Source organism: Pseudomonas agarici (genome assembly GCF_900109755.1).
Lineage (GTDB): Bacteria > Pseudomonadota > Gammaproteobacteria > Pseudomonadales > Pseudomonadaceae > Aquipseudomonas > Aquipseudomonas agarici.
On sequence record NZ_FOAR01000002.1, the window covers coordinates 40,125 to 64,380 of the forward strand.

25 protein-coding genes are annotated in these 24,256 nt (G+C 52.3%); 18 read left to right on the forward strand and 7 right to left on the reverse strand.

The window, feature by feature from the left end; all coding sequences use genetic code 11:
* Positions 1–86 precede the first annotated feature (86 nt).
* On the reverse strand, positions 87–737 hold the full coding sequence (locus tag BMX68_RS01835) for a flavin reductase family protein (protein ID WP_074861850.1): 651 nt from the start codon (positions 735–737) through the stop codon (positions 87–89).
* A gap of 417 nt (positions 738–1,154) precedes the next feature.
* Between BMX68_RS01835 and BMX68_RS01840 the strand changes: the two genes are divergently transcribed.
* From BMX68_RS01840 to BMX68_RS01925, 18 genes are all read left to right on the forward strand, one after another.
* Positions 1,155–1,700 carry a 4-hydroxylaminobenzoate lyase gene (locus BMX68_RS01840; RefSeq protein WP_017134335.1) on the forward strand — a complete coding sequence of 182 codons (546 nt, stop codon included), beginning with the start codon at positions 1,155–1,157 and terminating at the stop codon, positions 1,698–1,700.
* Between the two features lie 47 nt (positions 1,701–1,747).
* The gene (locus tag BMX68_RS01845) at positions 1,748–2,908 is read left to right on the forward strand and encodes an ABC transporter substrate-binding protein (protein ID WP_074861807.1); all 1,161 of its coding nucleotides are present in this window, start codon (positions 1,748–1,750) and stop codon (positions 2,906–2,908) included.
* Positions 2,909–2,985: 77 nt separating this feature from the next.
* Positions 2,986–3,591 (forward strand): NADPH-dependent FMN reductase, encoded by a 606-nt coding sequence (locus BMX68_RS01850; RefSeq protein ID WP_017134333.1) that lies wholly within the window; start codon positions 2,986–2,988, stop codon positions 3,589–3,591.
* Positions 3,588–4,505, forward strand: coding sequence for a branched-chain amino acid ABC transporter permease (locus tag BMX68_RS01855; protein WP_026013460.1), 918 nt, complete (start codon positions 3,588–3,590; stop codon positions 4,503–4,505). Before BMX68_RS01850 ends, BMX68_RS01855 begins: the two co-directional genes overlap by 4 nt.
* A 4-nt stretch (positions 4,506–4,509) precedes the next feature.
* Positions 4,510–5,463, forward strand: coding sequence for a branched-chain amino acid ABC transporter permease (locus BMX68_RS01860; protein WP_039792961.1), 954 nt, complete (start codon positions 4,510–4,512; stop codon positions 5,461–5,463).
* A complete protein-coding gene (locus tag BMX68_RS01865) occupies positions 5,460–6,212 on the forward strand; it encodes an ABC transporter ATP-binding protein (RefSeq protein WP_017134330.1) in 753 nt (250 codons plus the stop codon). The genes BMX68_RS01860 and BMX68_RS01865 overlap by 4 nt, the downstream gene beginning before the upstream one ends.
* A complete protein-coding gene (locus BMX68_RS01870; protein WP_060783878.1) occupies positions 6,209–6,919 on the forward strand; it encodes an ABC transporter ATP-binding protein in 711 nt (236 codons plus the stop codon). Before BMX68_RS01865 ends, BMX68_RS01870 begins: the two co-directional genes overlap by 4 nt.
* Positions 6,920–7,176: 257 nt before the next feature.
* Entirely contained in the window at positions 7,177–8,679 is a 1,503-nt protein-coding gene (locus BMX68_RS01875) for a 2-hydroxymuconic semialdehyde dehydrogenase (RefSeq protein WP_051000691.1), read from the forward strand.
* Between the two features lie 9 nt (positions 8,680–8,688).
* The gene (locus tag BMX68_RS01880; protein ID WP_060783876.1) at positions 8,689–9,081 is read left to right on the forward strand and encodes a RidA family protein; all 393 of its coding nucleotides are present in this window, start codon (positions 8,689–8,691) and stop codon (positions 9,079–9,081) included.
* A 10-nt stretch (positions 9,082–9,091) separates the two neighbouring features.
* Entirely contained in the window at positions 9,092–9,883 is a 792-nt protein-coding gene (locus BMX68_RS01885) for a 2-keto-4-pentenoate hydratase (protein WP_017134325.1), read from the forward strand.
* A 6-nt stretch (positions 9,884–9,889) separates the two neighbouring features.
* The gene (locus BMX68_RS01890; protein ID WP_017134324.1) at positions 9,890–10,852 is read left to right on the forward strand and encodes an acetaldehyde dehydrogenase (acetylating); all 963 of its coding nucleotides are present in this window, start codon (positions 9,890–9,892) and stop codon (positions 10,850–10,852) included.
* On the forward strand, positions 10,839–11,873 hold the full coding sequence (dmpG, locus tag BMX68_RS01895; RefSeq protein ID WP_208599960.1) for a 4-hydroxy-2-oxovalerate aldolase: 1,035 nt from the start codon (positions 10,839–10,841) through the stop codon (positions 11,871–11,873). Before BMX68_RS01890 ends, dmpG begins: the two co-directional genes overlap by 14 nt.
* Entirely contained in the window at positions 11,870–12,649 is a 780-nt protein-coding gene (locus BMX68_RS01900) for a 2-keto-4-pentenoate hydratase (protein ID WP_017134322.1), read from the forward strand. Before dmpG ends, BMX68_RS01900 begins: the two co-directional genes overlap by 4 nt.
* Entirely contained in the window at positions 12,646–13,077 is a 432-nt protein-coding gene (locus BMX68_RS01905; protein ID WP_017134321.1) for a RidA family protein, read from the forward strand. Before BMX68_RS01900 ends, BMX68_RS01905 begins: the two co-directional genes overlap by 4 nt.
* Entirely contained in the window at positions 13,077–13,634 is a 558-nt protein-coding gene (locus BMX68_RS01910) for a 3-hydroxyanthranilate 3,4-dioxygenase (protein WP_017134320.1), read from the forward strand. Before BMX68_RS01905 ends, BMX68_RS01910 begins: the two co-directional genes overlap by 1 nt.
* Positions 13,631–14,626, forward strand: coding sequence for an amidohydrolase family protein (locus BMX68_RS01915; protein WP_017134319.1), 996 nt, complete (start codon positions 13,631–13,633; stop codon positions 14,624–14,626). The genes BMX68_RS01910 and BMX68_RS01915 overlap by 4 nt, the downstream gene beginning before the upstream one ends.
* Positions 14,627–14,907: 281 nt before the next feature.
* Positions 14,908–15,867 carry a LysR family transcriptional regulator gene (locus BMX68_RS01920; protein WP_017134318.1) on the forward strand — a complete coding sequence of 320 codons (960 nt, stop codon included), beginning with the start codon at positions 14,908–14,910 and terminating at the stop codon, positions 15,865–15,867.
* Positions 15,868–16,265: 398 nt separating this feature from the next.
* Positions 16,266–17,504 carry an OprD family porin gene (locus BMX68_RS01925; RefSeq protein ID WP_017134317.1) on the forward strand — a complete coding sequence of 413 codons (1,239 nt, stop codon included), beginning with the start codon at positions 16,266–16,268 and terminating at the stop codon, positions 17,502–17,504.
* A 97-nt stretch (positions 17,505–17,601) separates the two neighbouring features.
* Here the strand turns inward: BMX68_RS01925 and BMX68_RS01930 are convergent, their stop codons facing one another.
* The 6 genes from BMX68_RS01930 to BMX68_RS01955 form a co-directional block, all read right to left on the reverse strand.
* Positions 17,602–18,567, reverse strand: a complete 966-nt coding sequence (locus tag BMX68_RS01930; protein ID WP_017134316.1) for a hypothetical protein — start codon at positions 18,565–18,567, stop codon at positions 17,602–17,604.
* Positions 18,560–19,549: a diacylglycerol/lipid kinase family protein gene (locus BMX68_RS01935; protein WP_017134315.1), complete on the reverse strand. Its 990-nt coding sequence runs from the start codon at positions 19,547–19,549 to the stop codon at positions 18,560–18,562. Before BMX68_RS01935 ends, BMX68_RS01930 begins: the two co-directional genes overlap by 8 nt.
* Before the next feature lie 72 nt (positions 19,550–19,621).
* Positions 19,622–20,704, reverse strand: a complete 1,083-nt coding sequence (gene lptG / locus BMX68_RS01940; protein WP_017134314.1) for an LPS export ABC transporter permease LptG — start codon at positions 20,702–20,704, stop codon at positions 19,622–19,624.
* On the reverse strand, positions 20,701–21,774 hold the full coding sequence (lptF, locus tag BMX68_RS01945) for an LPS export ABC transporter permease LptF (RefSeq protein ID WP_017134313.1): 1,074 nt from the start codon (positions 21,772–21,774) through the stop codon (positions 20,701–20,703). Before lptF ends, lptG begins: the two co-directional genes overlap by 4 nt.
* A 127-nt stretch (positions 21,775–21,901) precedes the next feature.
* Positions 21,902–22,714 carry a nucleotidyltransferase family protein gene (locus BMX68_RS01950; RefSeq protein WP_026013457.1) on the reverse strand — a complete coding sequence of 271 codons (813 nt, stop codon included), beginning with the start codon at positions 22,712–22,714 and terminating at the stop codon, positions 21,902–21,904.
* Positions 22,698–23,831, reverse strand: a complete 1,134-nt coding sequence (locus tag BMX68_RS01955) for a hypothetical protein (RefSeq protein ID WP_039792960.1) — start codon at positions 23,829–23,831, stop codon at positions 22,698–22,700. The genes BMX68_RS01950 and BMX68_RS01955 overlap by 17 nt, the downstream gene beginning before the upstream one ends.
* Between the last annotated feature and the right edge of the window lie 425 nt (positions 23,832–24,256).

Consider the following 24,256-nt stretch of genomic DNA (forward strand, 5'->3'; position numbering starts at 1 on the left):
GCCTTAAGAGCCCGCAAATAACAATCGTCAATAAAGCAGGCTAAGGTTTTTTATAAACTAAAACCGAATTAGGAAGAATCTGAAAATTACTCTCTTGGTTTTCCGGAAGAGGGTAAAAATGTTGGAACGGTGAGGCGAACCCGGTCGGTCGTTCGGCAATAGTTCGGGCCGCCCAATCGTCCATAGGGTTGAAAAAGGTCTACACGTACCCTGAGTTTTTCTTCATCAATTAGATCGTCCCGAAAATACATCGCTACGATTTCGCCGAATACAATGGAGCGCTGCTTTGAGAATTCTATGATTTTGTAGAGCTTGCATTCCCATGCAATGGGTGCGTCGCTAATGCGAGGCACATCGATTGCGGTGGACGGAGTCAAATCAAAGCCGACGGATTGTGCTTCTGAAATATGAGAGGGGAAGTCAGTACCACATAAAACCATTCTCTCGGCGATGCTTTCGTCAACCATGTTGACCACGAACTGCTCACGCTCGATGATATTTCTTAGTGTATCCTTTTGTTCGCCTTGGCGATGGCTTTCCTCACCATAATGGTCCACTGCAATCACAAACAAGGGTGGATCTTCGCCCATGTAGTTGAATGCGCTGTAAGGAGCTGCGTTGCACAGCCCTTCACTGTTCAAACTAGTTACAAGTGCGATAGGGCGAGGACCCACACTTCCGGTAATTAACCAATATTTTTGCATATTGGTAAGCTTTGACATGGCAATGTGCGTCATGCGTATCTCCCGGTTCGTTGTCTCGCGCATCGCGATCATTTTATTTTATGGGTAGAGCAACTGTAAGGGATTTTATCCGGTGGCCGTCCCGGGCTCAAATGAGAAATTGGCAAACTGATATAGCTATCGGTAATACCAGGGGGCGTGATGTCGAGGAAAGGAAAGACGAAGCGAAGAAGAAATGCATCAATAGCGTTCATGTTTGCACATTTGCGACGATTTTGGTGCGTTTTCGTTTAAAATATGGGTCTGGTATTACCGATGGTAATGCATGGTCACGACATCTTGAATTGTCGTGTTTTTTTTTACGCCATAGACTCGATTTCGCCAGGTAATTTATCTTGTCAGTCGGGTAGAGCCAGGTGTGTGAGGTCCACCGATTGCTTGGTTGTGTCCCTACCTTTGCAAGGAGTCATTATGTCAAAAGCCCCGAATGCACAGCTCGCAACACAGGAGAAAGGTGCGGTTTTGCCTTCTGGCCCGAGCAAGCCTGAAATGATGAAGGCTGTCGCTTCGTTATTATTATTTCTAAAAGGCAAGCCGCTGGATAAACAGCTGGAGGTGGAGCTTAATGAGAAATTTGGTGCGACTTCCGAGGCTTATTTAAATCTGTTGAGGTTGTTGCGTGTAGGCATAGGCGAAGGATGGGCCTGCTACGCGCAAATTGATGGGCCGGATTACTGTCGTGGCCAGTTAGCTAAGGCAACAGACAATCCAAATGGCTACAGCGTGGAAAGCGGCATGTTGAAAAATGTGTTGGGCAACTTCCACATTCATCCACGGGGCGAGATCAATATGATCGGTCCCGTGGACGAGGGCGCTACTTTTTGTGGAGGTGGTGCAGGTTGGAAAGTCTTCGAGCCCGGTAGCCGACACTTTCCAACGGTCGAGGGCGGAAAAGTTACCATGTTGTTCTTTCTTCCTGGTGGGGAAATTGAATACGTTGATCCGTATTGCAATTAGAGGCTTTATTTAACTTCCTGATAATACTCATATAATAAGGAAAGAAGATGAAAAAGCTCACTGCGTTTGCGTTACTTTCTGTGTTGACCTTTTCTGTTCAGGCGGCTGATAGTGTCAAGGTTGGGTTTATCAGTACGTTGTCCGGGCCAATTGCCGGCTTTGGTCTTGAAATTCGAGACGGTTTTAACCTGGCGCTAAAAAATAATGGGAACAAGATCGGCGGTTTGCCGGTCGAGGTTGTAGAGGGGGATGATCAGGCCAGCCCTGATGTTGGTAAACAATTAGCTGATAAGATGATCAAACGGGACAAAGTCGACTTTTTGACCGGGATTGTTTATTCGAACGTTATGCTGGCTGTGGGACCATCTGCATTCGCAGCAAAGACTTTTTATATCAGCGCCGCGGCTGGGCCGGCAGCACTTGCTGGTGAGCGATGCAATAAATATTTTTTTGGTTTGTCCTGGCAAAATGATGGGCAAAGTGAAGCGGCGGGTAGCTATATGAGTAATAAAAACTACAAAAAAGTTTTTATTCTTGCACCCAACTATACCGGCGGCAAGGAAAACCTGGAGGGGTTCAAGCGCTTCTTCAAAGGCGAGATTAGCTCAGAGGTTTATGTAAAGTTGGGGCAGCTCGATTTCGCCTCGGAGCTTGCTCAAATTCGCTCGAGCAAGCCAGACGCCGTGTTCTTCTTTTTGCCAAGTGGAATGAGCATTAACTTTATCAAACAGTATGTTGGTGCCGGGTTGGATAAAGAGATTCCTTACTTCTCCACGGGGCACTCGGCGGATGAAGATGTTGTTACTGCGGTTGGCGAGCAGATGGTCGGTTTGAAAAATGCCTCGCACTGGGCATGGGATCTGAAAAACCCACAAAATGAAGCTTTTGTGGCCGATTTCAAAAAAACCTACGGTCGTATTCCAACCATGTATGCCTTTCAAGGTTATGACGTAGTACGCCTTCTTGATAGCGCCGTTAAGGATGTAAAAGGGAATTTGTCAGATAAAGAGGCATTGCATGCTGCCCTGATGACGACCGATTTCAAGTCACTACGTGGTAATTTTAAATTTAATACCAATCAGTTCCCAATGGATAGCTTTTATCTACGTGAGGTTAAAAAGGATAGTGCTGGAACTGTCACTAACAAAACTGTTGAAACAATTTTCGATAATCACTCCGACGCCTATGTAGGTGGCTGCAAATTGTAAGTTCTGTTGGGGTGAGTATTGATTTTAGTATTTTTTGTGCCTTTGCTCGTCAGCTTTAACTGAACGGAAATAATTTCATGAAACCTATAAAAATATTAGCATTTTCCGGTAGTGTCCGAAGAGCTTCATTGAACGTTAAATTATTGAATCTCGCTGTCGCTGCGACGTTGGAGCATGGCGCTCAGGTCACTCATATCGACTTGCGAAAATTCCCGTTACCCATTTACGACGGTGACTTGGAGGCTGAGTCGGGTGTGCCGGAAAACGCTCAAACTTTGCGCGAATTGCTGCTGACTCATGACGGGTTGTTGATTGCTTCGCCTGAGTACAATGGCTCAGTTACCGCGTTGCTAAAAAATACCTTGGATTGGTGCTCTCGGCCCGCCAACGGCGTCGACGGTCTAGCACCGTTTCGCGGTAAAGCGGTTGGCTTGATGTCAGCTTCACTCAGCCCCTTCGGTGGCTTGCGCGGGATCATCGATTTGCGCGGTATCATGGCAAAACTGGGTGCTATTGTTTTGAGTGAAGACGTTGCGCTGCCAACGGCACAAAATGCATTCGATTCCCAGGATGCCTTTGTCGATGTCAATGTCGGAAGACTGGTTCATCAGTTTACGTCGAACCTGATCGGACTCAGTACGAAGTTGCGATCAACTGTCGACGTTTCCGGGGTCGAGCCATGAGCACATTAGTGATTGAGGAAGCACTGAACGGGCTGCAGTTCGGGCTCATGCTTTTCTTGCTCGCGGCCGGATTGACCTTGGTGTTTGGGATCATGGACATGATCAACCTGGCCCATGGCTCACTGTACATGATTGGTGCTTACCTGACTGCTACCGTCGCCGATGCCAGTGGTTCTTATTTTATCGGCGTACCCGTTGCGCTGGTGGGCACGGCGATCATTGGCATGGTGTTGGAGATAAGCTTGTTCCGAAGGCTGTATCGGCGAGATCACCTGTCTCAGGTACTGGCCACCTTTGCCCTGATCCTCATCTGTAACGAGGCTGTGCGGATGATTTGGGGGGTACAACCGATTGCGCTCAACGCCCCGGCGGCTTTTTCACGTCCGATTGAGTTGATTGCCGGTCTACATTATTCCGCGCAGCGGTTGATGATTATTGCCGTGGGGTTGGTGGTCGCAATTTCCATGTACTTGCTGGTAGCAAAAACCCGGTTGGGCATGTGGGTCCGCGCCGGTGCGTCGAACCGAGAAATGGCTACCACCATGGGGGTGAACATCAAGGTGTTGTTCACCGTGGTGTTCGGTGTCGGTGCCGCGCTTTGTGCATTGGCGGGCGCAATGCTTGGACCCTTGTTGGCAGTACAGGTGGGCATGGGTGAAAGCATCTTGATTCTGGCCTTCGTGGTGGTCGTTATCGGGGGCATCGGGTCCATTAGAGGGGCATTCGTCGGTGCGCTGCTGATAGGCGCCGTCGATACGTTGAGCCGCTCATTGCTTCCCCTGTTGCTCGGCAAGTTCCTATCGCCAGCGGTGACCTCCTCGATTGGCGCGGCGATGGCTTCAATCATCATTTATGTCCTTATGGCTGCCGTTCTGTTCTGGAAGCCACAAGGCCTGTTTCCTGCTCGTGGGTGATCCTATGTACTCGACTCTCCACCACAGCATACGGTTAGGCGTGGCGGCCGTCGTTCTGCTTTGCTTGCTAGTCTTGCCTTGGCTGGCCAGCGTTTTTGATCAGACGTTCTACATGACATTTGCTACGCGAATCATGATCTTCGCGCTGGCCGCGACGAGCCTCAATCTAGTGTTGGGGTTCGGCGGGTTAGTTGCCTTCGGCCATGCCGGGTTTTTCGGGATCGGGGCTTACACGGTCGCTATCTTGATGGATATGGGAACCAGCTCCGCGTGGATTGCCTGGCCAGGTGCCGTTGCTCTGAGCGCGGCGTGTGCATGGCTCATCGGATGGATTTCGCTACGGACTCGCGGTGTCTATTTCATCATGATTACCCTTTCGTTTGCGCAGATGCTGTACTACATCTCTCAGTCGTTGACGGCTTTTGGGGGGGATGACGGCATGTCGTTACCAGGTCGTTCGACTCTGGCGCTGGGACCTGATCTTTCGTCAGATGTGAGTTTTTACTACGTCGTATTGTCGATTAGCGTCGTGGTGATGTTCGCCATGCAGCGATTGGTAAACGCGCGATTCGGCCGGGTTTTGCAATCAATACGGGAAAATGAATCGCGCATGGAGTCGATTGGCTATGCCGTGTTTCGCTACAAGCTGGTGGCCTTTACGTTGTCTGGTGCCCTGGCGGGATTGGCTGGAGCCCTGGTTGCCAATCAGAACGGCTTTATCAGCCCGAACCTTATGCTTTGGACACAATCCGGAACCCTGATGGTCATGGTAATCATGGGGGGAGTGGGCTATCTGTATGGTGGGGTCTTCGGTGCGGCAATGTTGTTGATATTGGAGGAGACATTGTCCAATTACACGATCCACTGGCAATTGCCATTGGGAGCCATTCTACTGATTGTCGTGTTGTTCGCACCAACAGGTATCGCTGGTCTGTTCAGCAGGAAGGTATCGCCATGAAGCAGCCGCTGCTGGAAGTGCGTAATCTCGTTAAGCGCTTTGGCGGGTTGGTCGCCACCAACGGCGCCAACCTGACTGTCCATCAAGGTGAAATTCACGCACTTATTGGTCCTAACGGTGCGGGTAAAACCACGCTGATTCATCAGATATCTGGAGCACTGAATTCTGATGAGGGCAGCATGGTGTTTGATGGGGTCAATATCATGGGCATGTCCATGCACCGGCGCGTTGCGGCTGGTCTGGCCAGGTCCTATCAGATCACCAGTGTTTTTAAAAAACTGACAGTGCTGGATAACGTAGCGTTGGCGGTTCAAGCGCGCAGTGGCAGTAGTTTTCGCTTTTGGCGCTCGGCAATTTCCGAGACTCAGTTGTTCGACGAGGCCTATGCGATCCTGCAAGAAGTTGGCCTGGCATCCAGAGCCAAAATCATCGCCGGCAGTCTGGCTCATGGAGAACAAAGGCAGTTGGAATTGGGAATCACACTGGGTACACGACCAAAGCTGTTATTGCTCGACGAACCCATGGCCGGAATGGGGCCTGAAGACTCGGAGAGAATGGTGGATTTGCTCATGGCGCTAAAAGGTAAATCGACCGTGCTGCTTATCGAGCACGATATGGCCGCGGTTTTCCGGTTGGCTGACCGAATGTCGGCGCTAGTCTACGGAAATGTCATTGCCTCTGGTGTGCCGTGCGATGTGCGAGAAGACCCTGAAGTGAAGCGAGCTTACCTGGGGGAGGAGGCGGTATGAGTGCGATCCTTGAAGTCACCAACGTAGAAACATCGTATGGCCAAAGCCAGGTTCTGTTTGGTGTAAGTTTGCAGATTCGCGAAGGAGAGGTCTCGACCCTTCTTGGACGCAATGGCATGGGTAAAACCACCAGTGTTCGATCTATTTTGGGTTTGACGCCGATCCATTCTGGAACGATCCGGTTTCGCGGTGAGCTCATAGAGCGCAAACCCGCCGACGTCGTTGGGCGAAAGGGGATCGCGGTCGTACCGGAAGGACGCCACATCTTTCCCAACCTCACGGTGAGAGAGAACCTGGTCGCTTTTGCCTGCAATCGAAACAAGACGTCGGAGCCGTGGACGCTGGAAAAAATTTACAACTTTTTCCCTCGACTGGCAGAGCGCGAACGGAATATGGGTGGGCAATTGTCGGGTGGTGAACAGCAAATGTTAGCCATCGGTCGCGCACTGATGACCAATCCTCATTTGTTGATTCTCGACGAAGCTACCGAGGGGTTGGCTCCACTGATCCGGGATGAGATCTGGACCTGTCTTCACGCATTGAAAAAAAGCGGACAAACCGTTTTGGTGATCGATAAGTATATCGAAAAACTCATTGCTCTGGCCGATCATCACACCATTATCGAAAAAGGCCAGGTCGCCTGGCAGGGCTCTTCAAAGGAGCTGAGCCTCGATCAAGGTCTGTGGCAGAGATACCTGGGGGTTTGACACTCAGGCATCAGACTCCCCGTCAAGCGTGCTTGCTCGTCTGTTTTCACCTTGTCTGGCCTTCGCTTGAAAGCATTTCGTAAAGAGCCTAGACAGTTCTGTTTTGGCGGAGTGAGTCAGAGGGTTGCTCCTGGGCTTGCTTCGCCGTTTTTTCTGGTATTACTTTCGCTAATAAATGATCGCTATCTTTTGAATTTTGCTTTTAGCCAACTTCGATAAAATAAAGTCATCTTGCAACCACATCAGAGCAGGAAACTATGAGTACCTTACCGAATCAAGTATGGCGTGCCGAATTTGCTGGTGTGCCAAGTCAACTTCTTAATTACATTGATGGCAACTTTGTCACTTCAGCGACAAGTTTTGCCAATATTAATCCGGTTAACGGAAAGCTCATTTCTAATGTGTTCGAAGCCGATGCCAAACAAGTCGACGAAGCGGTTATTGCTGCGCGAAATGCGCTGAAAGGTCCGTGGGGGAAGCTTAGCGTTGAGAGTCGCGCGGCGTTGATTCATAAGATTGCCGATGGCATCGAGGCGCGTTTCGAGGAGTTTGTCGCCGCAGAGGTTGCTGATACCGGGCGCCCGGTTCATCAAGCGCGAACGCTCGATATTCCTCGTGCGATTGCCAATTTTCGAACTTTTGCCGACTTGGCGAAAACCAGCCATACCGATTTGTTTGAAATGTCGACAGCAGATGGTGCCGGCGCGTTGAACTATACCGTGCGCAAACCACTGGGGGTAATTGGGGTTATTTCTCCTTGGAACCTTCCATTGTTGTTATTTACCTGGAAGGTCGCGCCGGCGTTGGCTTGCGGTAACGTTGTTGTTGCAAAGCCATCCGAAGAGTCACCTTCTTCGGCTACTTTGTTGGCTGAAGTGATGCATGACGCTGGCGTGCCCCCGGGGGTATTTAACTTGATTCACGGTTTTGGCAAAGATTCGGCGGGTGAGTTTCTGACTCGGCACCCCGGGATCAGTGCATTGACCTTTACCGGTGAGTCCAAGACGGGGGCGACCATTATGAAGGCGGTGGCCGATGGGGTGAAGGAGGTCTCTTTCGAGTTGGGCGGCAAAAACGCTGCGGTAGTCTTTGCCGACGCTGATATGGATGCCGCCATCGCGGGGGTATTGCGTTCTTCCTTTACCAACTCCGGGCAGGTTTGCCTGTGTTCCGAACGTGTGTATGTACATCGTTCGATCTTTGATGAGTTTGTCTCTAGGCTCAAGGTTGAAACCGAGCGGTTGGTCGTGGGCTACCCGGACCAGGACGGCGTGAGCATGGGGCCGCTGATTTCCCATGGGCATCGCGACAAGGTGCTTTCCTACTACCGTTTGGCGGTCGAGGAAGGCGCTACCGTCGTTACGGGTGGCGGGATTCCCATCTTCAACGACGAGCGCGACCAGGGTGCCTATGTTCAGCCGACGATTTGGACAGGGCTTTCGGACAAGGCCCGCTGCGTGACCGAAGAGATTTTTGGCCCGGTCTGTCACATCTCGCCATTCGACGAAGAAGACGAAGTTATCAATCGTGTCAACGACAGTGATTACGGCCTCGCCTGTGCCATCTGGACCACTCATCTTTCCCGTGCACACCGTGTTTCACGCCAAATCCATGTCGGTCTGGTCTGGGTAAATACCTGGTACTTGCGAGATCTTCGCACGCCATTTGGTGGTGTGAAATTGTCAGGATTGGGTCGTGAAGGTGGTCGTTTCTCGATGGATTTCTACTCCGACATTGCCAACATCTGCATAAAAATTTAAGGGGCAGGTATGCGTCAAATCCTGAAATCGAGCGCCATTGCCGCCCCGCGCTTTCATTATTCGCCCTGCGTGGCGATTGGCGACACTTATCAAGTGTCTGGAATGATTGCCCTGGACCCCGCCACTGGCCAATTGGTTGATGGCGATCCTGGGGTGCAGGCCAGCCGCATTCTCGACAATTTGCGCCGTGCATTACCTGATTACGGATTGACGTTGGACGACTTGCTCATCGCTCGTATCTACACCACTCGCTTTGATGCGTTTGCCCAGATCAATGCCGCCTGGGAAGCATTTTTTAGCCATGGCCAGCTTCCTCCGGCAAGAACCAGCGTCGGCGTTAGTGCTTTGCCCCTGGGAGCCAGTGTGGAAATCGAGTTTTCTTTCGTTAAATCATCACAGTGATCGAGAAGCCATGAACCATAATATCGAACTCGCCGCGGCCCGGTTATGGCAGGCGCAGGTGGATGCAATTCCCTGTGAGCCTGTGCGCGATTTGATCGGCGCTGACAATGTTGAACTGGCATACGCGGTGCAACAACTCAATACGGCGCGCTGGCTCAAAGAAGGCCGCCGTCAGGTCGGTCGCAAAATAGGTCTCACCTCCAAGGTTGTCCAGCAGCAGTTGGGTGTTGATCAGCCTGACTTCGGCATGCTGTTCGCCGACATGTGCCTGGCCGATGGTGAGGATGTCGCCTTCGGCCGGGTGCTGCAGGCAAAGGTCGAAGCGGAAATCGCGCTGGTGATCGAGCAGCCATTGGAGCATGAAAAACACACCATAGCCGATATCCTCCGCGCCACCGCCTTCGCGCTTCCCGCGATCGAGATTGTCGGCAGTCGCGTGGCTAACTGGGACATCAAGCTCGCTGACACCATTGCTGACAACGCTTCCAGCGGCTTGTTCGTGCTGGGCTCGCGACCGGTGAAATTGGATGCGTTCGATGTTGTCGGCTGTGGAATGCTGATGGAGCGGCGTGGCGATCAAGTCAGCGTGGGTATGGGGGCCGCTTGCATGGGCAACCCACTGCTGGCAGCGATATGGCTGGCTGACACCATGGTCCGCCTGGGTCAGCCGCTGCAACCCGGAGACATCATCATGACCGGCGCGCTCGGTCCGATGATTGCCGCCGCCCCTGGCGATAGTTTCGAAGCCAATATCCAAGGGCTGGGTCGCGTGCGCGCCTCCTTCGCCCGTGCGAAGGAGTAATCGAACGTGGATCAGAACACTCGACTGAACGTTGCGATCATTGGGTCCGGCAACATCGGCACCGATTTGATGATCAAGGTACTGCGCAATTCCAAGCACCTGGCGATGGGGGCGATGGTTGGGATCGATGCGGCTTCCGATGGTTTGGCGCGTGCCGCGCGCATGGGCGTTGCGACCACGCATGAAGGCATCACGGGTTTGGTCAACCTGCCGGGCTTCGAGCGGATTCGTATCGTGTTTGACGCGACCTCGGCTGGCGCTCATGCCAAGCACAACGAAGTTCTTCAGCAGCACGGCATTAAGGTCATCGATCTAACCCCGGCGGCCATAGGCCCGTATGTGATCCCGGTGGTCAATCTGGCCGATCACTTGTCGAGCCCAAACATCAACATGGTGACCTGCGGTGGCCAGGCGACGATTCCTATCGTGCGTGCGGTATCGCGGGTGTCACGGGTTCGCTATGCGGAAATCATCGCCTCGATTGCCAGTAAGTCCGCCGGCCCCGGTACTCGCGCCAATATCGATGAGTTCACCGAAACCACCTCGCAAGCCATTGTCAGCGTGGGTGGTGCCGGGCATGGCAAGGCGATCATCGTGCTTAACCCGGCCGAGCCGCCGTTGATGATGCGCGATACCGTTTTATGTCTAGCCGAAGCCGATGCTGATACCGACGCGATCCGTCAATCGATCGAGCAAATGGTCAAAGGAGTGGCGGCCTACGTACCGGGTTATCGGATGAAGCAGGATGTGCAGTTCGATACGATCCCGGCCGATCGACCGATCAACATTCCGGGGGTTGGCCGGGTGTCGGGAATCAAGGTGTCTGTGTTTCTCGAAGTTGAGGGCGCGGCGCATTACTTACCCGCTTATGCAGGCAATCTCGACATCATGACGTCAGCCGCGCTCGCCGCCGCCGACCAGATGGCTGCAAGAATGCTGGCGGTAGGGCAGGGGAATAACCATGAATAACACCAAGAAGATATTCATCCAGGACGTTACTCTGCGCGATGGCATGCACGCTATCCGTCATCAGTATACGTTGGATCAAGTGATAGCGATTGCCAAGGCTCTCGACGCAGCCAACGTCGACAGCATCGAGGTGGCCCACGGCGATGGGCTTGCCGGTTCCAGCTTCAACTACGGTTTTGGTGCCCACAGTGACTTGGAGTGGATCGAAGCCACTGCTTCGGTACTCGAACACGCCAAACTCGCCACGTTGCTGCTGCCGGGTATTGGCACCCTGCACGACCTGGATGCGGCTTTCAAGGCGGGTGTACGCACTGTCAGAGTCGCGACGCACTGCACTGAAGCCGACATCTCCCGGCAACACATCGAACACGCTCGCAAGTTGGGCATGGATACCGTCGGCTTCTTGATGATGTCGCACATGGCGACGCCCCGACAACTCGCCGAGCAGGCAAAACTGATGGAAAGCTACGGTGCGCAATGTGTGTACGTGGTGGACTCGGGCGGTGCGCTTACGATGCAAGGTATTGCTGAGCGCTTCCAGGCGTTTAAGGACGTACTCGACTCTTCGACGCAAACCGGTATGCATGCGCACCATAACTTGTCGCTGGGGGTCGCCAATTCGATCGTCGCGGTGGAAAACGGTTGTGATCGCATCGATGCCTCCTTGGCGGGTATGGGCGCTGGCGCCGGCAATGCACCGCTGGAAGTGTTCATTGCGGCTATCGAAAAGCTGGGCTGGAACCACGGTACCGAGTTGTTCACGTTGATGGATGCCGCCGACGATTTGGTGCGCCCATTGCAAGATCGTCCAGTACGCGTGGATCGCGAAACTCTTGCCCTGGGATATGCCGGCGTTTATTCGAGTTTCTTGCGTCATGCCGAAGCAGCCTCGGTACGTTATGGCGTGCCGGCTGTCGATATTTTGGTTGAGTTGGGAAGGCGGCGAATGGTGGGCGGCCAGGAAGACATGATCGTCGACGTCGCGTTGGATTTGTTGAATCAAACGAGGGGCAAGGTATGAGTACGCTGGATATCCACGCCATTTCGACCGTGCTTGATAACGCGGCGAGACTCCACGAGGAAGTCGATCCATTGACTCCAACCCACGGTTTTAATTTGGACGATGCCTATTTGATTCAAAGGGCGTCCATTGCCTTGCGTCATGCGCGGGGCGAGCGCCCGGTGGGAATCAAACTGGGGTTTACCAGCCGGGCGAAGATGATCCAGATGGGGGTCGATAGCCTTATTTGGGGGTTGCTGACCGACGCGATGCTGTATGAGGAAGGTGCGGTCATTGATCTGGCTGACTTCATTCATCCTCGGGCTGAACCAGAAGTGTGCTTTTTGACCAAGCGCGACATCGATCGTCCGCTGACATTACTGGAAGCCAGTTCCTATCTTGAGGGCGTTGCCCCGGCGATTGAGATCATTGATTCCCGCTACCGTAATTTCAAGTTCACCCTGGAAGATGTAGTGGCCGATAACTGCTCCTCCGCAGGCTTGGTCGTCGGCGCCATGTCGAGCGACGTCACAAACCTGGCGAACCTTGGGGTGGCGTTGCGTTTCAATGGGATGGCCCAGCAGATCGGCAGTACCGGTGCCATTCTCGGCAATCCGCTGCGCAGTGTCGTTCAGGCTTCGCGCCTGGCTGCTCGTGCGCAAATGGTCCTTCCGGCCGGATCGCTGATCATGGCGGGTGCGGCCACTGCCGCCCAAGCATTGACGCCCGGTACCCATATCAGCGCTGAAGTCAGTGGTTTGGGGCGAGTTGAGTTTTACACGAGGGCACCAGCATGAGTACTGAGGCAAAATTGGTGGAAGGCAAAGCCTTGCCACGAGGAAAGTTTCCCCACATCAAGCGCGCGGGTGATTTTCTCTTTGTTTCAGGCACCAGCTCCCGGCGTCCGGACAATTCACTGGTTGGCGTCGAGGTGGATGAGATGGGCACCACGCGCCTCGATATCGTGGCGCAAACCCGCGCGGTTATCGAAAACATTCGGGACATTCTCGCCAGTGTTGGAGCAACCCTGGACGATGTGGTTGAGATATCGACCTTCTTGGTTAACATGAATGATTTCGCGGGTTATAACGAAGTTTACGGCACATATTTTGACTACGAAGGACCCACTCGTACAACGGTAGCCGTACACCAGTTGCCCCATCCACATCTGCTTATCGAAATAAAAGCAGTTGCCTATAAACCGTTGTCAAAAGAGGGGAGTTGATGATGTTGACATATGGCAAACCATTGAATTTTCAACGCTGGCTCGATGACCATTCCGATTTGTTGAAACCACCTGTGGGGAATCAACAGGTTTGGCAAGATTCCGATTTTATTGTCACGGTTGTGGGTGGGCCAAACTTTCGTACTGATTTCCATGATGATCCGATGGAGGAATTTTTCTATCAGTTCAAGGGCAACGCTTACTTGAACATCATGGATCGTGGTCAACTGGATCGTATTGAACTGAAAGAAGGTGACATCTTTTTACTGCCTCCTCATTTGCGGCATTCACCGCAACGTCCAGAACCAGCAAGCCGCTGCATGGTCATTGAGCGCCAGCGCCCCGAAGGTGTTATTGACGGTTTTGAGTGGTATTGCCTGAACTGCAATAGCCTGGTTTATCGGGTTGAGGTTCAGCTCAAAAGTATTGTCAGCGATTTGCCGCCATTATTTGATGTCTTTTATAATAACATCGATTTGCGCAAGTGTTCTCAATGTGGTCAGGTCCATCCCGCAAAGGCGGCGCTGAAAACTGTCGCACGGGGAGATAACGCATGAAAATCGATATGCACTCCCACTTCTTCCCCCGTATCTCGGAGCAAGAGGCCGCAAAGTTCGATGCCGATCATGCACCGTGGTTGCAAGTCAGCGCCAAAGGTGACACGGGCTCGATCATGATGGGAAGAAACAATTTTCGCCCTGTCTATCAAGCCCTGTGGGATCCAGCTTTTCGAATTGAGGAAATGGACGCCCAGGGCGTGGATGTGCAGGTGACCTGTGCTACTCCTGTGATGTTCGGCTATACATGGGAGGCTAATAAGGCCGCGCAATGGTCGGAGCGAATGAATGATTTTGCTCTGGAATTTGCCGAGCATAACCCTCGACGTATTAAAGTCCTCGCGCAAGTACCGCTGCAAGATCTTGATCTGGCATGCAAGGAGGCGAGTCGCGCAATGAGTACCGGACACTTAGGGATACAAATCGGTAACCATTTAGGCGACAAAGATCTGGACGATGCGACACTTGAATCTTTCTTGACACATTGTGCCAATGAAAATATTCCAATTCTTGTTCATCCATGGGACATGATGGGTGGGCAGAGAATGAAAAAATGGATGCTGCCGTGGTTGGTAGCCATGCCCGCGGAAACCCAACTGGCTATCCTCTCCTTGATCTTGTCGGGGGCATTTGAGCGAATCCCCAAAACACTCAAGATCTGTTTTGGACATGGTGGCGGCAGTTTTGCCTTTCTGCTTGGGCGAGTAGATAACGCTTGGCGACACCGTGATATCGTGCGCGAGGATTGCCCTCGACTACCCTCTGAATATGTCGATCGTTTCTTTGTTGACAGCGCGGTCTTTAATCCAGGTGCGCTTGAGTTGCTGGTAGGCGTAATGGGCGAGGATCGGGTGATGCTCGGGTCTGACTATCCGTTTCCGCTTGGCGAACAGAAGATTGGTGACTTGATTTTGAACAGTGATTTTGACCAGCGTGCCAAGAACAAAATCATGTCGGAAAATGCCAGAAAGTTTTTTAATATCAATATCTGAATATTTTACCATCCTGCCAATTCACAGTGTTTGCAATAATTTAGCTGATATAAGACATAGGCAGATTTTGCTGTTCGCAACGCTGTTTAAGTTTTTTAGACGAGTTCTGTTATTTGTGGTGTGTTGGCCAGGATCGATTATTCTATGATTGCGCGTTGGAGGCAGGCATCCTGCCGGAATAGATTGGTCTTTTTTCAGCGTGGCTGTTTTTTCGCGATTTCGTGCTAAGCTAAATTTAGGGGGCCTTCGATGTTGGCACTGATTTTGTGTTAAGGAGTGTTATGGAGACTTCACCCATATCGACAATCACGCTGAGCCGAAAGCTAAAATTCAACCAACTCATGATATTTGAGTTGGTGTTGGAATCTGGATCGTTTGTAAGAGCGGCGAATTCGATGGGGTTAACCCAGCCTGCCATCACCAAGGCTATTTATGACCTCGAGTCATTTTTTGGCGCACCGTTGTTTGAGCGCTCCAATCGCGGTGTAACACCTACAGAGTTCGGCGTCATGCTCGGTCGCCGTGTCAAGTCGTTGATCGCTGAAGCCCGCTACATGACTGAAGAGGTTAATGCTTTTCGCACCGGAGAGGCAGGGCATGTGATCGTGGGCACTCTTATCTCTGCTTCAGCAAAACTTCTGCCTCGGGCTATCGTAAAGCTGCGTAAGGCGACGCCGGGGGTGGTGGTTACGATTCGAGAAGGAACAACAGCGCAGATGTTTCCTTCCCTGGCTACCGGGGATCTTGATATCGTTGTCGGGCTCCTCCCAGAACAAGAGTTGCCTTTGACCCATGCTTTTCCGCTCAAGCATGAAGTTTTATTTAATGAGTCTTTCTGTGCTGTCGTGGGTAAGGGGCACGTCTTGGCAGAGCGAAAAGGGTTGAACATAGGCGAATTGATGGATGAAGAGTGGATTTTTCCCCTTCATGAATCGCCTTCGTACAATGCCGTGGAGAAATTTTTCCGCGACTCCGGCTTAGGCTTTCCGGCTCATCATGTTAATTCTCTTTCTATTTTGACCAACATAGGATTGCTGTTGGAGACCGACATGATTGCATTGATGCCTCGAGCGGCGGCACTGCAATTTGTAAAAACAGGTTTGTTGGTTATTCTGGATATGACGACGACGGCTAATTTTGGTGAGGTCGGGTTTTCAATACGGGCTGATAAAGATGTCAATCCTGCGTGTAAAAATTTTATCAAATGCTTGCGTGAATCGTCTAAAGAAATTTTTGAGTAGCGCCATCACCACATAAAATTTCTTCCCCTCGGAGCGATAGCGAGCCTACTCGCTATCGCTGCTCTCCGCGCTTTTAATTTTGATGTTGCCAATCTGTTTTTCGATGTTGCTGGGTATTGCTAATGGTAATAGTCGATGGTGATATAATGATTGGCTCTTGAAATTTGAATGTTATAAAAAGGTGCTGTGTATCTATTTAAGAATTACTTGGCCTGGCTGCGGCGCCCGTAATCAGGGCTGTTGCGGTAATGTTGAGCTGCTTTCTGAATTAGGTCCATGCGTCAAACAGCTTCACAATAATAACTAGTAGTTGTGGGCGAGCGGCTTTTGCTGCGCGTATCACAATAATAATTAACTCCGCCATCGAAGCTGAGTATTGGCTTTTAATGGAGCACACTATGCGCATAAAAATAATACACGTAGTCGCTTTGATGTTGGTAATGCCCGTTGAGTCGGGATTCGCCAGCCAGCAATCGGATGCGAAGGGATTTGTCGAGGATTCAAAGGCAGTAATCAATGTTCGAAATATGTACATGAATCGAGACTTTCGACAATCTAAGGCTCCGCAGAGTTATGGGGAGGAGTGGGGTCAGGGCTTTATCGGCACTTATCAGTCAGGCTTCACTCAGGGGACGGTCGGTTTTGGTGTCGATGTGATCGGCCAACTCGGTTTGAAGCTAGATACGGGTGATGGCCGCAAGGGTGGTGGAACCGGGTTGTTGGAGCAAGATAAAGACGGAGCGAAAGACGAATATTCAAAATTGGGTGGCGCGCTTAAAGTGCAGTTTTCAAACAGTGTATTGAAATACGGCAACCAGTTTATGTCACTGCCAATTTTGTCGACATCGGACGCACGCTTGTTACCAGAATCAGCAACGGGTTTGGCAGTAACTAGTAATGAAATAAAAAATCTGACCTTGTCGACCGGGCATTTCACCGGTCTCAATAATCGTAATGATAGTAAGACGGATAGCGCCAGGCTGACTAGTCTCGATTACCTGGGTGGTGTCTACAAGTTTAACGATCAGTGGTCCAGTAGTTTATTTTATCAAAAGGTCGATGATTATTGGCGTAAATACTACGGTAATTTGAACTATAATTTGCCGCTGACTAAAGTCCAATCTTTTAACTTTGATTTTAATATTTATGACTCCAATAGTGTTGGTGATGAGCGGGCTGGTGAGCTGAATAACCGCATCTGGAGTTTGGCAGCTGCTTATACTTTAGGTGCACATCGTTTTATGATTTCTCGCCAACAGGTATCCGGGCGTGGTGATTATGCTTACGGCATCGATGGCTTGAGTACCGTATATGTTGCTAACTCTGTGCAGTATAGCGATTTTAACTATCAAGATGAGAAATCTTGGCAAGCACGTTATGATTTGAACCTGGCATCTTATGGGGTTCCCGGTTTGTCATTCATGACTCGTTATGTAAAAGGATATGGCTTCGACACGGCGGCGACGAACAACGGCCATGCGTGGGAGCGGGACATTGATACCAAATACGTGGTGCAAGAGGGGACAACTAAGAATCTCAGTTTCCGTTTGCGAAATGCGAGCTACCGAAGCTCCGACCGCGGTGGCAAGATTGACGAAGTTCGACTCATAATTGAATATCCTCTAAGTATCTTTTGATTCATCGCTGATACTAAAAAACGGCTGTTGACACAGCCGTTTTGCGTGTTTATCAAAGATTAAACATCTGAGCCTCGGCGTAACTTCATTGTGGTGTTCAGCGAAGACGGCGACTACGCAGCAACCGCCACAATAAAGGCCAGCAGAAAATCAGCGGATAACGGTGTAGATAGGGGCTGATTTTGACCGGTTCGCCCAGATGTCTTTCAAGCTTCCAGAGGGCGTAGTCGACCGCCCCTTCAAATGTGAACAAGGCTTTGATCAGTCGCAAAATATTCAGCGTGCGACCTTGTAGGCGTCTGACTTTCCATTTCCAGCGGGAAGCGTGTCTTGCCGATGCATCGCCTCGGTACACGAGCACTTCCCTTCCATCCTCGACCAAGCTCAGATCAGGTATCGACGCAACGGCCCCGCGTGTCATTTGAATAAAATACTCGGCGTTGGCTCCGACGATCTCTTTCGATCGACTCAGTTTCTCGGGTCGCAATTCGGTCGCATAGGTTAGCGACAAGGCCTGCTCCCAGAGTTCAGTGCTTGAAATGGTTGAGTGCACAACGGGGACGACTTCGGACACCATTCGAATCACAGCCTGGCTCAACGCATGATGGATGCGTGATCTGACAATGTCGTCATGGTAATACACCAGCCTTGAGGGTTGTGAAAACCTACTCCACAGATAGCTTTGAAACCAGGTCGATGTTCCTTTTTCAAAATCTTTCAGGGTTATCAGCGCGCACTTTGCGCGCAAGAACCCGCCCCCTGGTGCGGGAGACTTGAGCAGGAAGACGGTGGGCGCCAGACACCTACTGGCTAATCTGGACGCCAGACCCATGTGTGCGCTGGCGTAATCATCCACAAGCACATAGAGATCGACCAGGCCATCTCGCAGATTACCCCCACGAAGACATGAACCATAGAACAGCAGCGCCACCATGGCCGTGCCGAATCGTGCGTGTAACGTTTGCGTAATCGTCTGCAGATCCGATGCTACCGGGCGCGAGCTCTCCTGGCTTACGCTTTGCAGCAATGCCGGCGCGGGCTCGATCAACTGTGTGCTATGCATGACTTGGCTCGACATCAAAGAGGATGAACCGAGCGCTGACATCTGCTGACAGACGTAACGGGCTTTGGGTCGCAAAGACCTCCCCGTCTAACAGGTATTCGCTCAAATCATGAATAGCGGCGTGAGTCAGATTCTGGCTGACATAAGCGTCACTGTCTTGCATGGCAGCATTGGATTTGCCACGCAAGAGGAAGGGCAGGGATGAAAGAAGACGCGGTGCACGATGGGCGATCGCGGTGAAATGCATCGGTGCATGCTCAACTCCCCAGTAGGGCGTGCTCTTGAGTAAAAGCTTATCCAGGGTGGTGGCGAGGATCAGTAGCCAAGGGGAATACAGATACTGATGCTGCAATTGCAGACCCGCTTGAGTGGCCAGAGCGGCATCTGGCTCATTGCGTCGAAACAACGAGAGCAGCATGCGGATGAAGGCAAGGGCAGGGCCCAAAGCCCCACGGACGCCCTTGGGGCGCACTTTTGAGTGGAAGTATCTGACGCCATTGAGGATCGCCCCGGCGCCAAAAAACAAACCGAATTGCGCAGGAGCGCAACTGGCATCACAGACTTGCAGGACTGATCGAGTGCTGATCAGGGGCGGCGGTGCATTTCCCGCGAGCCAGTTGATCAGCGCTCTGAGCGCGGCAGCCGGTTTCATGGTCATTCCCAGATCGATCGCGCTCATGTTGGTGGTGCCTGCAGGTAGTGCCAGAACGCAGGGTGCCAACTCCACGGAACGCCTGAGCGAGGCGGTAAGCGCGGCCTGAAGACTGCCGTCTCCGCCAATGACCACCAGCAGATCGTTCACCCCCAAGTCGAAAATGTCCAACGCCTGCGCTATTTCGGCAGGGCTTGAAGCTTCGATCACCGTTGATTGCGGGACCTGTAAGACGAGTTCGCGCAGCGTTTTGAGATTTCGACTGACATGCCCGCTCTTGGGATTGAACAGCACGCCAACGTGCTTTGGGAACGTTATCGGGTCAATCATTCGAATCATCTGCCTGAGTGATGGATGGCACGAAACACACGTCCCGATTTACCGAAGGTACTGCTTGAGTTTTCATCGGCTCACCCGGTCGAATCGGTGTATGAGCATCATGGCAATGCCCAGCAGAACGAACGCCGGCAATAGCGTGGTCAGCATGACGTTGCCGGCGAACAACAAGCCAAGATTGGCGATGATCTGATTACTCACGTAGATCAGCAGGCCCAGTAGGGCACCGATCGCAAGACGTCCGCCTAGTCCGGGAGAGCGTTGTTGAACGAAGGTAAAGGGCACCGCAAAAAGGATCATTGCCAGGGTCAGAACGGGGCGGCCGAGTTTTTGCCACATTGCCATCTCATACTCGGCCGTCGTCTGGTCAGAGCCGGCCAGGAACTGAATGTAGTGATAAAGCTGCCTGATGGAGAAGCTATCGGTGGGCAGGGTCAACTCTCTCAGGCGTTGTTCTGAAAACACCGACTGCCACACGAGGTACTCCTGTTGGCTGGTGCTTTCATCGGTCTGTTTCCATTCCTTGATCTGGGCGTTCTTGAGCAGCCAGGTGCCGTCCGGGCGGATGTTCGCACTGTCGGCAAACACGTAAGATTTAAGACTCATGTCTGGGGCGTAGCGGAAGATCTCGATACGAAGTGGCGTGTTGTGTCGCGACATCGTGCCGATCCGCGCCACCTCATCGCCTCGCCGTGCCCAGATACTGCCGTCTTGGCCTGCGGACTCGCCTGAGATGGCCAAGGCCTCGTTTCTGAGGAGTACTCCGCGCTGCTGCAGTGGCGATGCCGCCCATTCATCCAGCGCTCCCATCATGACGACGAGAATCAAACCCGCGACAACGGTGGTGGCCGCAATACGCACAATGGAGATGCCGGCCGTGCGCATCGCCGTCAGTTCTTGCGTGGTCGCCAGTTGGCCTAATCCGACGATGCCTCCCAGCAACGCAATGAAGGGGCTCAGATCAACAGCGCGTCTGGGTAATGTCATCAGTACAACCAGGAGCGCCTGGTTCCATCGATAACCACCGGACGTCACATCGTCGAGCTCGTTGATCAGGTCAAAAGTGGTGAACAAGGGAAGTAGCAGCGCTGCCGCTGCGACGAACCCGATGAGGACATTACGAATGAGGTACCAGCTCGCTATTTTCATTTCGAGCGCCGTCGCAACAGAGACAGGTCTCGGGCTATGAATGCAAGAACCCCCAATGCCATAAGCAGCGGCACCAGCCAGACGCCGGGGGCCAACGCGATAGTCGCATTGGCCACCAGCGTCCGACAGATGTTGCCGGCATAAAAGATGATGATGAACAGAATGCTGATGGGGAGCAAGGTTGAGAAGCGTCCTTTGCGCGGCGCGCTACGGCTTAAGGGAACAGCGAGTAGTGCGAGGAGAAATGCAGTGACGCCGCGCGTCTGACGCCACTGCAATTCTGCTTTGTCCTTTGCCAGGGGAGAGGCGCTCAACAACGCCGTCGACGTTGCTTTGCGCTTGTTGTCCGGCTCCGGTTCTATAGGATTCAGGTGCAGGTCCATGGTGTTGAAACGGAGCGTGATGTCCTTCGTGCCGGCATGCTGCAATGTGTAGGATGTCCCGGTCGTCATCGCGATTACCGGGTTATCCGGATTCGCGTCGACCACCCTCGCCAGATGGGAGCGAAAGATCCGCGTCTTCCCTTCACCGGGGTCGTAGATGAGCGCGTTTTTCAGATTGCCTGAATCATGGTCAACTTGTTCGGCGAGAATCATTCGACCGTTGTCGGGGTTGAGGTTGAACCGTTGAGACTGCAGATGGTTCACGTCCAGATCAGTCTTGGACTCCTGCTCCAGCCGATAGGCCTGGGTATACGCCCAGGGGCGACCGTAGACCGACAGTATTGTCACGGCGATGGCGATCGGAATAGAGATCAGCGCGATGGCGCGATACAGACGTAAAGGGCTCGCGCCAGAAGCCCGAATGGCGGTGATCTCCGAGTCGTGGTACAGCCTGCCCATGGCGATGGCTACCGAGGCGTACAAGGCAACCGGCACCAGCATTTCGAGGGCGATGATGACCTTGTAGATCACAATGTCGATCACCGATTGCAGCGCCAGGGTGCCATTGGCCGCTTGTGTCAGGTAGCGTTGCGCTGAGTAGCTGGCAAATACAAACGTCAGAATGCCCACCATGATCGATACAGGGCGACGAATTTCGGCAATGATGTAGCGCTCGATCAAAAGCATGTAGGGGCCTTGTGGTCAGGCGTTGCTCTAAGTTGATGTTGTGTACCGTGTCTCGTGTGCCATGGAGTCGAACGTGTCCGATGTCATGGCGCACGAGGCGTTGGCCTGAAGGTCGATTCAGGGGCTCTCAGGTCAACGCTCTGTCCAATAAAAAACGTTCCACGAGTGCGTGATCGCTAATGGAGTCGATATCCACGGCGGCTTCGGCAAACGGCATGACAACGGCACCGATCTTCAATCCGACCGTCGATGAGATTCGCTGCATGGCCTGTTCGAGCGATAGTGTTCCCATGAGATATTTCAAGGTGGCGATCAACCCCAAGGCACTTGCGATCACTTTTCTCGGATTTTTGCGCTGCTCTTCGACAGATCGCCAGAATGCAGCGAGCTTCTCGCTTTGCGGTGTCATGAATGCAAACATGTTGCTGCCACAATAGGGGCCGCCCTTGAGTTTGATGGCGGTGCGACGATGTCCTGGAAACATCGTCATTACCGTTCCCAGCGGCGTGACCGCGACACAGACATCGCAACCGCTGTTGCGCGAACGATCAAGGAAATAATCAACGATTTCCGGGCGCAGAAGAGCATGGTCGGCGGTCGTGACGAAGACCGGACGGGTTTTGACGTGCCGTAACCCCAGTAGCGTGCTGGCGCTAGGTGTGAGAGCCGGTTCCAGGGCGAAAATTTCTCCGCGTCCCAATAACGTATGCAGGCGCTGATCGTTATCTAAAGCCCGGCGCGAAGGACCGACCAAGGTAATATCGGTCACGCGATCACTTGCTCTCAGGGCAGCCAATACGCGGTGTAGCATCGGAATGCCTTGAACTTTCGTGAGTGCCTTGCACCCCAGGCCGCCCAGTGCCGCCACAGGGTCATTGGGTTGCCGATCACCCGCCAATACAAGCGCTGAAAAGCGCACTGGCTCAGATGCGTTTTTCATAGAGTCGATACCGTTTGTAGGCGGTTGCACCAATGCGTTCAAGAATCGTGCGCATACCCGTGTTCGTTTCAAGAATCCACGACATTTCCAAGGCATCGAGTTTGTGTCTGATAAAGGGGGCTTTGAGTGCCTCAATCAGCAGTAACGCCAGTACCGGTCCCTGCCTGGTAAACTGATAACGTTGCCTGACGCCCATCAAGGGTACTCGCGCTGTTCGAGTCCCTCTGACCTTCAATGTCCAAAGCAACCGAAGCCAGCCAAAAGGCAAAAGCTTGCCCTTGAGGGGGGCGATTGCTTCATTGATGTTCGGCATGGCCACGATAAACGCGCAGGGTTCATTGTCGATCTCAGCGATGTAGATGAGATCGCTTGGCACCAGAAATTTCATCTGTTCGCCCATGTCCCCGAAATCTCTTTTAGTGAACGGCACAAACCCCCAGTTCTTGGCCCAGGCGTCGTTGAAAATATCGCGCAGCGTTTGCATCTCTTCGGCGAATTTCGACCGGTCTAGCACTCTGATGCGAATCCGCGAGCGTTCGCGATTCATCATCTCCTGAAGCGGCGCGGGAAAATTCAGCTCGTCGGTACGCATCCAGTAAGCCAGCAGATCGATGGCTTCGCGGTAACCGAGGTCATCCAGGTGCGGTTGGTAGTAAGGGGGGTGATGGTTCATGAAGGCCGAGGGAGGCGTATCAAACCCATCAACCAGCAAGCCGCTCTCTTGGTTGATATTCATGCTGAACGGGCCGGTTATCTGCTTAACCCCGCGCGCGCGCAACCATGCTTCGGCGGTGGTCACTAGAGTGCGAAATACCTCAGGATCGTCAATTGCATCCAGCATACCGAAATGGCCGGTGTCCATACCGTGAAGTTCTTGGTGCAAGGTATCGATCTGAGCGAGGATACGACCCACAGGCACGCCTCCGCGTGTTGCGATCCAAGCTTGCCAGGTGATGTGTTCAGAGGTCGGGTTTTTTTTTGACAGATGTTCGCGTCGTTCGAGGTGCAGCGGCTCAATCCAACAAGGGTCATTGTTGTACAGCTTGCCAGGCAGCGAAATAAAGATATCAAGATCGTGCTGATCTTGAACCGCGGCTGCGCTGATCAAGGAGGTCATTTTGCTCATAGCTATTATTTGTTTTCCAAATCAATAGGTCGTTAGTCGATTCACAAGGCGTCGTGCCACTGAGATCGATTGCTTCAAAAAGAGCATTTAGCTGTTGCAGAAATATTTTGTTACGGCTATATATAACACAACAAAACGGATTAACCATAGAGCCTGAAGAAAGAATGAGTTTCCTCAAGAAAGGGCCGTTTTCCGTTAGCTCTGGGCACCTGGAGTGGTGGGTGTGCCGCGTCTGAACATGGAATGCCTCAGCTAGAGACACATCGTAAAATGGTAGGTTGAACGTCTTTAGCCGGGTTCTTTGTATCTGAGTTTTATAGTTGACGGTGGGTCTTAAATGACAGTCTTTATCAGTCACTGCTGGTCGGTAGTATGCCTTTTAGAGTAATGGCAGCGGCACCTAAGCGTAAAATGAG